The organism is Corynebacterium glucuronolyticum DSM 44120 (assembly GCF_030440595.1).
Taxonomy (GTDB): Bacteria; Actinomycetota; Actinomycetes; order Mycobacteriales; family Mycobacteriaceae; genus Corynebacterium; species Corynebacterium glucuronolyticum.
The window spans coordinates 1,857,070-1,872,205 of sequence record NZ_CP047452.1 but is presented as its reverse complement, the minus strand read 5'-3'; the positions used below and the strand labels follow the sequence as shown (position 1 = coordinate 1,872,205).

General features: G+C 57.9%; 11 protein-coding genes. 7 read left to right on the top strand and 4 right to left on the bottom strand.

Annotated features, from left to right (window positions below; translation table 11 throughout):
• The first annotated feature begins 219 nt into the window (after positions 1–219).
• The 3 genes from lspA to CGLUCO_RS08225 are packed head-to-tail and all read left to right on the top strand — an operon-like array spanning position 220 to position 2,232.
• Positions 220–816 (top strand): signal peptidase II, encoded by a 597-nt coding sequence (lspA, locus tag CGLUCO_RS08235; RefSeq protein WP_005395548.1) that lies wholly within the window; start codon positions 220–222, stop codon positions 814–816.
• Positions 813–1,733, top strand: coding sequence for an RluA family pseudouridine synthase (locus CGLUCO_RS08230; protein WP_005389499.1), 921 nt, complete (start codon positions 813–815; stop codon positions 1,731–1,733). Before lspA ends, CGLUCO_RS08230 begins: the two co-directional genes overlap by 4 nt.
• On the top strand, positions 1,723–2,232 hold the full coding sequence (locus CGLUCO_RS08225; RefSeq protein ID WP_232621829.1) for a hypothetical protein: 510 nt from the start codon (positions 1,723–1,725) through the stop codon (positions 2,230–2,232). Before CGLUCO_RS08230 ends, CGLUCO_RS08225 begins: the two co-directional genes overlap by 11 nt.
• 110 nt (positions 2,233–2,342) lie before the next feature.
• Here CGLUCO_RS08225 and rarD read toward each other — a convergent pair whose 3' ends face one another.
• The gene (gene rarD / locus CGLUCO_RS08220) at positions 2,343–3,230 is read right to left on the bottom strand and encodes an EamA family transporter RarD (RefSeq protein WP_005395550.1); all 888 of its coding nucleotides are present in this window, start codon (positions 3,228–3,230) and stop codon (positions 2,343–2,345) included.
• A 273-nt stretch (positions 3,231–3,503) separates the two neighbouring features.
• Here rarD and dnaE point away from each other — a divergent pair, with 273 nt between their 5' ends.
• From dnaE to CGLUCO_RS08205, 3 genes are all read left to right on the top strand, one after another.
• Positions 3,504–7,070 carry a DNA polymerase III subunit alpha gene (gene dnaE, locus CGLUCO_RS08215; protein ID WP_005389502.1) on the top strand — a complete coding sequence of 1,189 codons (3,567 nt, stop codon included), beginning with the start codon at positions 3,504–3,506 and terminating at the stop codon, positions 7,068–7,070.
• A 754-nt stretch (positions 7,071–7,824) separates the two neighbouring features.
• Positions 7,825–9,024 (top strand): IS110 family RNA-guided transposase, encoded by a 1,200-nt coding sequence (locus CGLUCO_RS08210; RefSeq protein WP_084036587.1) that lies wholly within the window; start codon positions 7,825–7,827, stop codon positions 9,022–9,024.
• Positions 9,025–9,309: 285 nt separating this feature from the next.
• A complete protein-coding gene (locus tag CGLUCO_RS08205; protein ID WP_084036991.1) occupies positions 9,310–10,509 on the top strand; it encodes a cobalamin-independent methionine synthase II family protein in 1,200 nt (399 codons plus the stop codon).
• A gap of 189 nt (positions 10,510–10,698) precedes the next feature.
• On the opposite strand, the gene CGLUCO_RS08200 is transcribed toward CGLUCO_RS08205, so the two are convergent.
• The 3 genes from CGLUCO_RS08200 to CGLUCO_RS08190 form a co-directional block, all read right to left on the bottom strand.
• Entirely contained in the window at positions 10,699–11,028 is a 330-nt protein-coding gene (locus CGLUCO_RS08200; protein WP_231286038.1) for a hypothetical protein, read from the bottom strand.
• 667 nt (positions 11,029–11,695) lie between these two features.
• Positions 11,696–12,829: a choice-of-anchor I family protein gene (locus tag CGLUCO_RS08195; protein WP_232621830.1), complete on the bottom strand. Its 1,134-nt coding sequence runs from the start codon at positions 12,827–12,829 to the stop codon at positions 11,696–11,698.
• Positions 12,830–12,846: 17 nt separating this feature from the next.
• Positions 12,847–13,575, bottom strand: a complete 729-nt coding sequence (locus CGLUCO_RS08190; protein ID WP_232621831.1) for a choice-of-anchor I domain-containing protein — start codon at positions 13,573–13,575, stop codon at positions 12,847–12,849.
• 229 nt (positions 13,576–13,804) lie between these two features.
• Here CGLUCO_RS08190 and ilvA point away from each other — a divergent pair, with 229 nt between their 5' ends.
• Complete coding sequence (ilvA, locus tag CGLUCO_RS08185; RefSeq protein WP_005395556.1) at positions 13,805–15,088, top strand: threonine ammonia-lyase IlvA; 1,284 nt, start codon at positions 13,805–13,807, stop codon at positions 15,086–15,088.
• Positions 15,089–15,136: the final 48 nt, after the last annotated feature.

Here is a 15,136-nt window from a genome sequence, read left to right as displayed (position 1 = left end):
CATTGTCCGCGTCGGCCTCGTACCGCGCAGATCGCAGTGCGAGGTTGATGAAAAAAACAAGTCCGATGGTGTCCAGGGGAACTGGTGCGACGGTGCCCGCGCACCGTCGCGGGACGGGGGAGGAAAAAGTGAGGGGAATAGGTATGGTTCGTGACAGCGTGCGACGGGGTGGGAGCGTGCCATTGGCAATTACCCGCTGTCATAGGTAACAATATTGAGGTGGCTACACTCACGAGAAGATATGGAAGGTTAGTTCTAGCAGTAACGCTCATCGTTGCCGTCATCGACCAGGTAGTAAAAACACTGGTTCTTGCCAATATGAGCCCGGGGGAGAAGGTCCCCATCGTCGGCGATTGGTTCCGGTTCCTCCTTACCTTCAATTCCGGGGCGGCATTCTCCATGGGAGAGAACGCCACGTGGGTGTTCACCACCATCCAGCTTGTATTCATTGTGGCCGTATTCACCTATTTCCTGCCCCGGCTCACAAGCAACTGGACGGCAATCGGAGTCGCGCTCATCGCTGGCGGAGCATTGGGTAACGTCATCGACCGACTGTTCCGCGCGCCGGGTTTCTTCATCGGCCATGTCGTCGACTTCATTTCCGTGGGCAGCTTCGCCATTTTTAACATTGCTGATTCCGCGATCACCGTCGGTGTCGTCATATTCATCATCGGTGTGCTCCTTGAAGAGCAAGGAGCTGAGGAAGAAAAAAGCGGGAAATCAAATAAGAAGTCGACCGGAAAAGCAGGTACAGAAACAACCGCTGATGCCACCGGTGAGAAAGTGGAGGAAGCCGCAGAGGAGCTGGGACAATGACGGTGCGGAGGCTTCCCATTCCGGAAGGACTCGGTGGCCTGCGCGCTGATCAAGGGCTCTCTAAGCTTCTGGGATTGTCCCGGTCCGCCGTCGCCGAGATCATCGCTGACGAGGGAGTGCGCCAGGATGACATGATCATCAGTAAATCCACGCGGCTCACCCCAGGAACGTGGGTTGATGTGCGCCTACCCGGGCCAAAAAAGCCCCTTCTGCCGCAGGCAGAGGAGGTAGTGGGGATGAAGATTCTCCACGTGGACTCCGATGTCGTCGTGGTGGATAAGCCCGTCGGTGTCGCCGCGCACCCGACTGTGGGGTGGGAAGGAAAGACCGTCCTCGGTGGTCTGGCCGCCGCGGGCATCGACGTCACCACCTCAGGCCCGCCGGAGCGCAAAGGCATTGTGCACCGGTTGGATGTGGGTACGAGCGGTGTCATGGTCATCGCTCGTTCTGAGCGCGCATATACGCTTCTTAAGCGGGCGTTTCGGGAGCGCACCGTGGACAAGACCTACCACGCTGTGGTGCAGGGGCATCCGGATCCGCTGGAGGGGACAATCGAGGCACCGATTGGGCGCCACCCGAAGAAGAGCTACAAGTTCGCCGTCGTCGAGGGTGGCAAGATGGCCGTCACCCACTACGAGACGTTGGAGGCCTTCCGCGAGGCTTCCCTGCTCAAGGTGCACCTGGAAACGGGGCGCACACACCAGATTCGCGTACACTTCTCCTCGCTTCACCATCCGTGCGTGGGCGATCCCATGTACGGGTGCGATCCGAAACTCGCCAAGAGGTTGGGACTCAACCGGCAGTGGTTGCACGCCGTGTCCCTGGGATTCGACCACCCGAACGGCAAACATCTTGTTATCGAGTCGGATTACCCGGAGGATTTGTCGCATGCGCTGGAGATTCTCCGTGAGAACTAGACGGTTGCTCGCGGTGGCTACGGCCGTGGGGCTCGTGTGCACGCTGTCTGGCTGCTCGGCACCGGACAAGGCCCCGATATATGAAGACCAGCTTGGCCCGGAGTCCGGTGAAACTGTTGCCGAATACATGGCGCGCACGCCGTTTGCTCGCCCCGGCGTCACCTCCTGGGCCATGGTCACCTTCGTCACACCGCTTCCGCTTGCCGACGCCGCGGCCTTTGCCGATCGTTACCCCAGCCAGCGCGTGAGTCAGGTTGTTTTTTCTGATCGTGCCCCCGTGACGGTGCCGGAACCAGGGCCCTATGCGACCCGCGAGGAGCTTTTCCACACGTACGGAAAAATCGCGGGTGCCGACGTTGCTGCGGGACTCGTTGTTTTTACCGATCCAGACACACTCGTCGCCATGCACGAGGACCCGACCGTCCTCCATGTGGAGGTTCTTCCGTCGGATGCCACGTGGGGCTTTGTCGGTGTACGCCCGGTGCGCGTCGGCGAATAATGCAGTACAAACCCTTCCAGCGTGGGCCTTTCCGGTATAGCCATCCCCGTATGGGCCATCCCCGTAGACACCACTGCGCGCCTAGTTATGTGCGCCTAGTTAGCGATCAGCTAGGTTGGGTTCACCTGATCGTCGACAAGCCGTGAACGGCGGGTACGTGCCGTGCGTGCGTCACTGACAAGGTACATTCCGATTGCCACCCAGATGATGAAGAACCCCACCCAGCGGGTGGTACTGAACTCCTCGTGGGTGACAAGCAGCGCCCAAAAGAACTGCATCGTGGGGGAGATGAACTGCAACATCCCCATTGTGGAGAGGCTGACCCGCTGCACCGCCGTGCCGAAGAGTAAAAGCGGTACGCCCGTGACGATGCCGGTGGTGGACAGGAGAGCCGCGTGACCGGGGCCATTGCCCGTAAACGTGCCGGAACCGGTGGCCTCCATGTAAACGAGGAAAGCGATGGCGAACGGCGCAAGGACGGCTGTCTCCGCAGTGACCGAGGCGACAGAGGAGATTGTCACCTTCTTCTTTACTGCCCCATAAAGGGCAAACGTGACGGCGACACCGACACCGAGGAATGGAAACGACCCCTCTGCGACGGTGATGAAGACGACGGCGACGGTGGCAATACCCACGGCCACCTTCTTCAAGGGCTGCAACCGTTCCCCGAATATCGCCATTCCGAAGGCGACGTTTACCAGCGGGTTGATGAAGTAGCCGAGAGCCGCCTCAGCAACGTGCCCGCTGTTGACCGCGAAAACGTAGATGAGCCAGTTCGAGGCGACAAGAATCCCCGCGACAGCGAGCACTCCCCACTGGGAGGCACGTAGGGCGCGCAATTCCCGATGGGCCCCCGTGGCAACGCAAACGATACCCATGAGTACAGCCGTCCAGGTGATCCGGTGGGCGATGATTTCCACCGCGCCAGCCGGCTCCAAGAGTGGGAAGTAGGCGGGGAAAAGCCCCCAGAGGAAATAGCAGAGCGCACCGAGAAGCATGGGAGTACATGGTAGTGTTTTCGTTTCACAATGTCGCCTAATCCATAGTCGGTGAGTAGCCGATCAGACCGGGATAGGGCGGGGCGGGGAGCCACCCAGCGAGACAAGGGCGGTGGAGGGCGTGCCCAGCGAGGCGGGGCGGTGGGGCGCACCGTGGGAGGAAGCTACGGTGGAGGGCGCACCGTGCGACGAGACGCGGTGCGTACGTGCCGGCTAAGTATTGCTGTGCTGGGGACTGTACCCGCGGGGTCGGTCTGGCTAGAATGTGGCACCATGAGCAATTCCTCCTTCGTGCATCTGCATAACCACACCGAATACTCGATGCTGGACGGCATGGCGAAGGTGGATCTCCTGGCCGAAGAGGTTAAACGCCAGGGGATGCCCGCAGTAGGGATGACCGACCACGGCAACATGTTCGGCTCCGATGCTTTCTACCGAAAGATGACCGCAGAGGGAATCAAGCCGATCATCGGTATCGAGACGTACATGGCACCAGATAGTCGCTTCAACAAGAAGCGCGTCCTGTGGGGTGAGCCACACCAGAAGAGGGACGACGTGTCCGCGTCTGGTGCCTACCTGCACCAGACCATGATCGCCGAAAACGTCACGGGACTTAAGAATCTGTTCCACCTATCCTCCATGGCCTCCTACGAGGGGCAGCTGGGTAAATGGCCACGCATGGATGCTGAGCTCATCTCCGAGCACGCGGAGGGAATTATCGCCACCACGGGATGTCCCTCCGGCGATGTGCAAACACGCTTGCGCCTCGGACAGTTTGATGAAGCCCTCGCCGCTGCCGCGAGGTGGCAGGACATCTACGGCAAGGACAACTTCTTCCTTGAACTCATGGATCACGGACTCGACATTGAGCGGCGGGTACGAGATCAGCTGCTGGAGATTGGCAAGCGTCTGAATCTCCCACCCCTGGTTACAAATGACTGCCATTACGTTCTCCAATCGCAGTCCCACGACCACGAGGCCATGCTGTGTGTCCAAACCGGTAAGACCCTGCAAGACCCGGATCGCTTCAAGTTCGGTGGCGACGGTTACTACATCAAGACGGCGGCGCAGATGCGCGATACATGGGACAACATGGTCCCCGGTGCGTGCGATAACACCTTGTGGATCGCCGAGCGCGTGGGAGACTATTCAGAGATCTGGGAGCCGCACACGCACGACCGTATGCCGATCGCCGATGTGCCCGAGGGGGAGACACCGACCTCGTGGCTGACACACGAGGTGATGGAGGGGCTGAAGAGACGGTTCCCGGATTCCGAGGTGCCGCAGGAGTACATTGACCGGGCAAAATACGAGATTGAGGTTATCGATTTCAAGGGCTACCCGTCGTACTTCCTCATCGTGGCTGAACTCATCAAGCACGCCCGCTCCGTCGGTATCCGCGTCGGTCCCGGCCGTGGCTCCGCCGCGGGTTCTCTCGTGGCCTACGCCATGACGATTACGAACATCGACCCGATGGAACACGGACTCCTCTTTGAGAGGTTCCTGAACCCAGAGCGCCCCTCCGCGCCTGATATCGATATCGACTTCGACGATCGTCGCCGCTCCGAAATGATTACCTACGCCGCTGAGCGCTGGGGTGCCGACAAGATCGCGCAGGTGATCACGTTCGGTACGGTGAAGACGAAGCAGGCGTTGAAGGACTCTGCCCGCGTGCAGTTTGGCCAGCCTGGCTATCAGATCGCAGACCGCGTGACCAAGCTCTTGCCTCCGGCGATCATGGGCAAGGACATTACTCTGAAAGGCATTGTCGACCCGAACGACAAGCGCTACAACGAGGCCGGCGAGGTGCGCCAACTCATTGAGACCGACCCCGATGTGCGGAAAATCTTCGAGACGGCCCGTGGATTGGAAGGTGTTGTCCGTCAGGCCGGCGTGCACGCATGTGCTGTGATTATGGCGTGCGTACCCCTCATGGAGCACATTCCCATGTGGAAACGTGCACAGGACGGTGCCATTATTACCGGCTGGCCCTACCCGGCCTGCGAGGCTATTGGCCTGTTGAAGATGGACTTCCTGGGGCTTCGTAACCTCACGGTGCTCAACGACGCCCTGGAAAACATCAAGGAAAACCGTGGCGAAACGGTTGTGCTTGAGGATCTCACTTACGATGCTCCGGAGGTGTATGACCTCTTGGGCCGTGGCGATACGCTGGGCGTGTTCCAGCTCGATGGTGGTGGCATGCGTGAGCTTCTGCGGCGCATGAAGCCAACGGGCTTTGACGACATCGTGGCCGCTTTGGCGCTTTACCGCCCGGGTCCGATGGGCATGAACGCGCACATGGATTACGCTGACCGCAAAAACGGCAAGAAACCCATCGAGCCGATTCACCCGGAGCTTGCCGAGCCTCTCGAGGAGATTCTGCACGACACGTACGGCCTCATCGTCTACCAGGAGCAGATCATGAAGATCTCGCAGAAGGTGGCGAACTACTCGGCCGGCGAGGCAGACACATTCCGTAAGGCGATGGGTAAAAAGAAGCCCGAGGTGCTGAAGAAGCAGTACGCGAAGTTCTCCGGTGGCATGAAAGACAACGGCTACTCGCAGGATGCCATTGATGCGCTGTGGGGCACGATCGAGCCGTTCGCTTCCTACGCGTTTAACAAGTCCCACGCTGCTGGTTACTCCGTCGTGAGCTACTGGACGGCGTACATGAAGACCTTCTACACGCAGGAGTATATGGCGGCCCTGTTGACCTCGGTGGGTGACAACAAGGACAAGTCAGCCATCTATCTGGCGGACTGTCGTCACTTGGGGATCAAGGTTCTGCCACCGGATGTTAATGCCAGCCTCCAGAACTTTCAGGCTGTTGGCGATGATGTCCGCTTTGGTCTCGGTGCCGTACGCAACGTTGGTGCCGACGTGGTGGACTCCATCGTCAAGACCCGCAAGGAGAAGGGCGATTTCACGAGTTTCTCCGACTACCTGGACAAGATCGAAACGCTGCCGTGTAACAAGCGCGTGACTGAGTCCCTCATCAAGGCAGGTGCTTTCGACTCGCTTGGGCACCCACGCAAGGGCTTAGCGCTTATCCATGAGGATGCGGTAGATTCCGTCATCTCCACAAAGAAGGCGGCGGATAAGGGGCAGTTTGACCTCTTCGCCGGTCTCGGCGGGGGTGACAGCGCCGGTGGTGTTGAGCCAAGTGTCTTCGATGTTCAGGTTCCCGATGAGGAATGGGACAGGAAACACAAGCTTGCCCTCGAGCGGGAGATGCTTGGACTATACGTCTCTGGTCACCCGCTGGATGGCTATGAGGCTGCGTTAGCTGCACAGACGGACACCGAACTGACCACGATTCTCGGCGGCGAACTCAAGCACGGGCGAGAGGTCAAGATCGGCGGCATCATCTCGAGTGTTGACAGGCGCGTGTCCAAGCGAGACGGCTCTCCGTGGGCGATCGTAACCATTGAGGATCACAACGGCGCATCCGTGGAGCTCCTCGTGTTTAACAAGGTGTACTCGATCGTTGCTCCGCAGGTAGTGGAAGACAACATCATCCTGGCTAAGGCTCATATCTCGATCCGCGATGATCGGATGAGCGTGTTCTGCGATGACCTTCGCGCTGCTGATCTTGGCCCAGGCTCCGGCACAGGTGTGCCACTCCGTCTAACTATGACTACGGAACAATGCACTCTGGAAAACATTCACCGTCTGAAGAATGTGTTGGTCAGCAACGCCGGTCAAACCGATGTCTACCTGAACCTCGTTGATGGTAACGAGTCCACCCTCATGGTGTTGGGCGAGAACCTTCGCGTCGACCGTTCTGCGAACCTCATGGGCGACCTCAAGGCCACCATGGGTGCGGGAATCCTCGGGTAGCGACGCAGTCACCACCCGAGACCGTCAGCTAGCGACGACGGCTGACGGCTGAGCAGGAAGGTGAGCGTGAAGACCACTCATGAGGAATGCCCTCCAGCATGCTTCGTGCGCAGCTTTCCTCCGGAGTGCTCCACTGTTCCTGGGCTTTCTGTTGTGGCGTGTTGTGTGCTCAGATACGTACAAGCTGGGCTCCGTCCGACACGGTCTGAGCTGCGCCCAGCACCGTGGCGTGTCATCGACCTTCTACTTTTCAACCTGCGTTTTTGCCGGTAGCTAGGCTTCGGCCGGTAGTAGTACTCTTCGCCGAACTCCGACGTCTTTGTCGTTAGCTTTTTTCGTGGGGAGATCTCCAGGCGAGGAGGCGAGAGTGTGTGCGGGTACAGACACCATGTGGTGGGGGAGGATCTGCTGCCGGGGCGCTTTTTCCCATTACGGTTTAGGCAGTTCCCTGCTGGGGACCCGAGGATTCATGGTTTCTCCCCTTTTGGGGTGGGTTATGTTTGTTCCGGTCCCTGCTTAGCAGCGGGACTCGTCACTGGCTTCGGTATGGCTTGTTTTTGTCCCTGTCTGAAAATGATCCGGGGGGTGATGCCGCCGAAGGCAGTGACATACTTCAACTGCTAATAGGAACCTGACTCGCCGGAATGCCTGGTGAAGTCTCAAGTAATGTGGATGCCAGCGAGAGTATGTCCGACGAACCCAGTGACGATATCTGTCCGTTTCACACTTATATCGCACATGGAGAATCGTCCTCGTGACCTACGATTTCGTCATCGGCATCGATGTCGGTAAATACTTTCATCACGCTTGTGTCCTCGACAAAGATGGTAAACAAGTAAAGTCAAAACGCATTGACCAGTCAGAACATTCTTTACGCAGGTTCTTCGACCTTTTCCTCGCCCTGTCCTCGAAAATTTTGGTTGTGGTCGACCAGCCCAACAATATTGGCAGGCTTACCGTCGCAGTTGCCCAAGACATGGGGATTACCGTTAAATATCTTCCTGGATTGTCGATGCGGCAGCTGTCGAGGGTTCATGTCGGAAATGCGAAAACTGATGTTCGTGACTCATATGTCATCGCGCATGCAGGAGCCAATCTTCCCGATGCCTTGCGCAATGTTGACCGTGTCCAGCAGGTGTTCAGTCAGCTAAAAGTACTCAACGGTATCGATGAAGACCTCGCCCGGTCCTACACCAGGCTGATCAATCAAATCCGCTCCTCCCTTGTTGGATCCTATCCCGAATTCGAACGGGTACTTCGTGGCCAAAATATCCACAGACGGTGGGTGTTGCACATGCTGGCCAAATATGGTGGCCCCACAAAAATCAAACGAATGGGGCGCGCACGCCTGATCGCGTTCGCGAAGAAGTACAAAGCAAGAAACCCCGAGAAAATCATCGATGGCCTGCTGGATGCCATCAAGAATCAAACCGTGTCAATCCACGGGTCGGAATATGTTGAACTCGGTGTCGCCATGTCCGCCACTGATGCCTTGGCAAAGCTTGACCACCGGAAAGTTATCGAAGAAAAAGTAGGCGCCCTCATCGAGGAGGTTCCGCACACCCACATCCTCTTGTCTATGCCTGGCATCGGCCCGAAAACCGCAGCTCAGATCCTCATGACAGTCGGGGACTTCTCGGACTTTAAAACAGCTTCCCACATGGCCTCATACGCAGGACTATGCCCACAGACCAACCAGTCAGGCACATCCATCAACACGAAATCACCGAACAGGGCGGGAAACAAGAAATTAAAGAACGCCCTATGGCAATCCTCATTTTCAGCGATCAGATACCACGAGCGTTCACGCCAATACTACGAGCGGAAACGTAAAGAAGGCAAGAGACACAACGCCGCAGTCGTAGCTCTAGCAAGAAGACGCCTCACCGTCTTGTTCACCATGATGGCAAATCACAGCCTCTACCAAGAACCAGAAAAACAGAAGACAGCTTAACGGGCTAAAACACCCCAGCCGATTGGCAATACGCCAATCGGCTCCCAGGCGTACCCAAAAACAATCCCACACCGAACGTCACCCCCAACAACTACCCCCCTCAGGTTGACGAACTATATAGGAACACCCCCCGTAGGTTACCCCCTTCAAAAGGTATAAATACTAGACAGAGCGGTTTGTTTGCAAAATTCACGCTAGGGAGCTGGCATTTTCTCACCTTCGCGCTAATATAGACCATGCTGTCTAGCACGGCAGGTAGTTTCTAAAAGGATTGAAGGAAAAGTTATGGCGAACAAAATTTTGACCACGCACGTCGGCTCTCTGCCCCGCACGCCGGAGCTTCTGGAGGCAAACCTCAAGCGCGACGAGATCGGCGAGGACGCATTCAAGGAGATCCTCACCAATTCCGTTAACGAGGTAGTTAAGCGCCAGGTAGACCTCGGTATCGACATCGTCAACGAGGGGGAGTATGGCCACGTGACCTCCGGTGCCGTCGACTACGGTGCCTGGTGGAACTACTCCTTCACTCGCCTGGGTGGCCTCACCATCACTGACGAGGATCGGTGGGCAAACGAGGACAAGATCCGCTCGACTCCCGGTAACATTCAGCTGACCAGTTTCCAGGATCGGCGTGACCGTGAGCGCTTCCGTGAGGCATACGAAGACCCCGATGCTGGCGTGCTCGTTGGCCGCGCAGCGGTGGGTAACCCCAAGTTCACGGGTCCCATCACTTACATCGGCAAGGAGCAGGTGGAAACCGATGTCAAGCTCCTCAAGGATGCCATCGAGGCTGCCGGTGGCGATAAAGGCTTCGTGGCCGCCCTTTCCGCGGGATCCGCTGCTCGCCTGAAGAACGAGTTTTACTCCTCCGATGAAGAGGTCGTATACGCCTGTGCTGATGCGCTTGCGCAGGAATACAAGGTCATCACCGATGCGGGCTTCACCGTGCAGTTCGATGCTCCGGATCTTGCTGAATCATGGGATCAGATCAACCCTGAGCCCTCTTTGGATGATTACAAGAAGTGGCTGCAAATCCGCATTGATGCACTCAACCACGCCATTAAGGATCTTCCGCGGGAGCTCACCCGCCTGCACATCTGCTGGGGTTCCTGGCACGGGCCGCACTCGACGGATATCCCGTTCGCTGACATCATCGATCAGATTCTTGAGGTTAACGCCGGTGGCTACTCCTTCGAGGGCGCATCCCCGCGTCACGCCCACGAGTGGCGTGTATGGCAGGATCACACCCTGCCCGAGAACACGGTCATTTACCCGGGCGTGATTTCTCACTGCGTCAATGCCATTGAGCACCCACGCCTCGTGGCTGACCGCATCATCCGTTTCGCGGAGTTCGTAGGCCCGGAGAAGGTTATCGCCTCCTCCGATTGTGGTCTCGGTGGTCGCATCAATTCCAAGATTGCTTGGGCCAAGCTCGAGTCCCTCGTTGAGGGTGCAGAGATCGCCAGCAAGGAGCTCTTCGGCTAAATCCGTGTTGGTTTAACTACCGAGAAAAGCCCGGGTGCAGGTCACCATGACCTGTGCCCGGGCTTTGTCATCTGCCGATGACACATCGTCGAAGTCTCGCCACCGAGTTCTCGTACAAACCCACGCCCAGCGTGGGCTGGAGATTTTCCCCACTCTACCGGCTAACATCTACCGGCTAACTTGGTGCAGTTAGAAGAAAGCAAAGGCTACTGCCGCGATGATGAGGATCGCCATGACGATGGCGAAAATGATGAGATTTCTGCGGTTTGCGACGACGTAGGTGGGATTTCCCTTTTCGCTGTCGCTCTTTTCTATGGCATTGTTTCTAACGAGGAAGTATGCCACCAGAGTCATAATGACAAATTCCAGGGCCCATCCCCACAGGGGGATCCCCAGCCTGGTCATAGCGACCGATGAGCCTGCAGTGATGCTTGCGCCGATCATGATTGCATAGGCCCACATTGGAAGTTTGACGTCAGTGGGAGATGCGATGGTTGTTGTAAAAGTTGGCTTATTCATGGCTCTCCTTTAGAGGACGGGTTGTGCCTATGTGATCCGACCACGCTGCATCAGGTGACGGCGACGTGGCCCAAACCGAGCTATAGGGGTTGGCGGGTACGTTGCTGGTGGCCTCTGCTCCGGACCTAGCCGAACCTGCTCCCGACCTGGCCGAACCTGGCAGGGCGTTGCCGAGCCTTGCAGTCACAGTCCTCGTGGGACGTACCTAAAACCTCGTCTCCATAGGGTTGATATGTGGTTAGGAAATACATGCCGGCCGATTCGAAAACGTTTCGTCTTCGCTGGTAGACACATATATAAACGTATCATCTGTATCCTCTGAAACAAGATGGAGGGCAAACGATCGGCAGTGAGATGGCTGAATCTCTGAAAAGTCTGGGAGCATGCGTAAACTTCGCAGTTGCTAAGTGGTCAGGTCGCAGCTTTAGGGATTAAATGGAAAGCAAAAAATAGAAGCATGCTGTGAATCGTGGGGTAAGCTACGCTTCGGCGGGAAAGGCCGCCTAGGAGATTGGATCTCTCCTAGACGGCAGTGGGAACACCGCTGCGGGTGGAACACCGCTGCGGGTGGAACACGGCTGCGGGTGGGGCACCGCAGTGGCAGCGTTGGGCGCAGCGTGGTAGCTACGCTGTGCGCGCCGTGGCATCTCCTGGGATGCCAGCGAGATTAACGGAACAGCGAGGCGATGCGGTCGCGGACTGACTGCAGCTGGGGTACGGCAGCGATAGCCGCAGTGAGGACAGCAACGAAGCTCGTGATGAGGCTGACAGCGATCGTACCGAGGGTGGACAGGCCCCCGTTTTCAGTCGAGTCAGCTCCGGTCGTGGTGTTTCCGTTGTTGTGGGTGTTGTCGGGGGCTTCTTCCTTGGCCTTCACCGTGAAGATCGTCGTGGTGCCCGAAACCTCGTTGCCCACCACAAGCAGGTTCTCGCCATTGGGGGAATCCTTCGCAGGAATGAACGTCAGGCCCTCCGGACCGAGGTCGCCGGCATCCTGCCATGCAGGGTTCTCGCCCTCCTCGGGGTCAACGGAGAAGTCCCGGTTGTTGATATAGGACACGAAGTGGGCGGCGGCGGGAGTCGTGATGTCATACACCATGATTCCGCCGATGCGCTCCAGCCCGATGAAGGCGTATGTCTTGTCGCCGATCATGCCGAGGACGAGGCCCTCTGCCTCCGGACCCTTCGCATCAGAACGGCTATCGAACTCGTTTTCCACATGGTCAGAGTTGAAATACTCGGGAACGGTGCGCGCGAGAATTTCCTCAAACTCGGAATCGGAATTGAACACCCGGTTGCCCGCAGTATCGAAGATACTGAACCCGCGCCCGCCGAAGGTGTACAGCTCAGAGAAGGCAGTTCCATCCTCGTTGAGGCCAGCAGAGGTGGTGATCTTCAGCCTGCCCAGGTTGTGCTTTTCCTGCAGCTGCTTAGCTGTAGTGATGGACTCTCCAGTCTTGGAATCGACAGCTCCGCCGAATTCAAAATCGTCTGCCAGTGGAGGGAGACCATCCTTCCCGAGGTCTTTCACCCGTGCTTCCTCCGAGTAGCCGTCCCAGTCACGACCGTCGCCCTCGTTTGCCGTAACCAGGTAGGTGGAGCCGCCGACAGTGTAGACACCAATGGAATCGGGGAGGAGGAAGGACTTTACCGGCCAGTGTGCGATGTTGATCTTGTCATCCTTGTCCGAGACATCCATGCCGACGTTTCTCAGGTCAACGGTACCGAGCGGCATGATGTTTTCCACAGTAGCTGTGGCGATATCGACGGTGGCAATGGCGTTGTTCTCTTGCAACGTCACGTAGGCCTTCGCGTCCTTTACCGCAATGTACTCGGGCTCCAGGTTGCAGCCACTGACGGTGTCGTCCCGTTAGACTCCGGTCCAAAGATGCGGACACCTTCTGGGACAGTCTCACCGAACGTCGCCGTGGAGACGGTGGCGGGGGCGCTGAGCGCGCCGTCGACAAGCGAACCTGGGATGGAGATGACGCTGACAGAACCCTCAGGGTCGACGGAGTAATCCTCCGCAGGTTCCCCCTCGTTTGCCACAGCGGCGTATGCGCCGGTCTCATCAAAGGTCACCATGTCCGGCAGCGCACCGACGGGCAGGCGCTGCAGGATCGTGCCGTCACCCGCCGCATCGAAGAGGATGACCTCGCCGGGATCCGTCTTCGTCGCCGGTTCGACTGTGGCGATAGCCAGGCCGTCGGCGCGCACGGAGACTGAGTTGACGGTCGTGTCCGCGCCCGCGTGGACGGCTCCTACTTCCTTGGGGGAGGTCGGATCGGAAATGTCCACAATGGTGACGGCGCCACTCAGCGCGTTGACGATGAGCAGTCGGTTGGACCCTCGGTCGTACGCCACGATCTCGGCTGCGGATTTTTCAAACTCACCCGTTTCGTGGGTTCCGATGGCTTCCACGGTCAGCTCGCCTGTCCCAGCGGTTACTGGCTTGTCGACGATCACCGCCCCCGCTTGTGCCCCCGTCACCGTTGCCATCACAATGGAGGTGCTGACTAGTCCTGCGACAAACTTCTTCGTCTTCATTGCGTATCTTTCGATCCCTTCGTGGACACTTCTGTGCCTGTACGTGCCTGCGTCTTTCCTGGTCATTGTCACAACGCTGAGTAACAGCAAGGCAGACGTGGCATGAACGGAAAGTGAATCTCGCCGGGCGGGGGTGCCTGCGGGCGGGGGTGCCTGTTCCTCAACGGAAGTTTCACGATACTCAGTGCAAAAATCGGAGATTACCCCGCGCACACACTACAATTGGCGCATGGACAAAGAACTTTCAGATTGGCATTCCGTCACCGCAGCAGAGATTCAGCACGCTCAGTCCCGAATTTCTGCCGTTATTGCGCCCACCTCGTTGCAGTACTGCCCACGTCTGTCCGAGCAGATTGGAGCGGAGGTTTACCTCAAAAGAGAGGATTTGCAGGACGTTCGCAGTTACAAGATCCGCGGTGCCTACAACTCTATTGTCCAACTCAGTGACGAGGAGCGTGCCGCCGGAATCGTTGCAGCTTCCGCGGGTAACCACGCACAGGGCGTGGCCTATGCATGCCGCAGTCTGAAGATTCACGGCCGGATCTTCGTTCCCGCGCCCACACCCAAGCAGAAGCTCAACCGCATCAAGGTTCACGGCGGGGAATGGGTGGAAGTCGTGTTAACGGGAAAGAACTTCGACGAGGCCGCCGCCGCTGCGCACGCCTACGTAGAAGAAAACGGCGCCACCATGATCGAACCGTTCAACGCCCGCAACACGGTCATCGGCCAAGGCACCGTTGCGGCGGAAATCATCAGCCAGCTGTCTTCCAAGGGCAAGACTGCGGATAATGTCTTCGTCCCCGTCGGCGGTGGCGGTCTGCTCGGAGGCACGCTGAGCTACTTCGCGAGTATGTCCCCGGAGACCACCATCGTTGGTATCGAGCCGCAGACGGCAGCCTCGATGCAGGCCGCACTTGCCAACGGTGGTCCCGTGACGGTTCACGGGGTTGATCCGTTCATTGACGGTGCCGCTGTCGCTCGCGTAGGCGAGGTGAACTACGCCATCGCTAAGGAAAACTGGGATCGGTTGGTCATGCGTTCGGCAAATGAGGGAGCCGTGTGCACGGAGTTGCTCGAGCTCTACCAAAACGAGGGCATCATCGCAGAAACAGCGGGTGCCCTGTCCGTCACTGGTCTCGTCGAGTTCGGTGAGATTGCACCGGGAAGCGTCAACGTGTGCATCATCTCCGGAGGTAACAATGATGTTCTCCGCTATTCAGAGATTGTGGAACGTGACCTTGTTCATCGTGGTTTGAAACACTACTTCCTGGTCAATTTCCCGCAGGAACCCGGCCAGCTTCGGGGCTTCCTCACCGACGTGCTTGGTGAGGATGACGACATTGCTCGCTTCGAGTACCTGAAGAAAAACAACCGTGACGTGGGAACCGCACTGGTCGGTATCGAGCTTGCCGATAGTGCCAATCTCGAGCCCCTCCTCTCACGCATGCGGGAATCGTCCCTTCACATCCAGCATCTGCGCCCCGGCACACCGGAATACGACTTCCTTTTCTAGCCACTTTCCCGGCTAGTCGTTGGTAGCCCGCGTTTGCCTCTGTTGCTG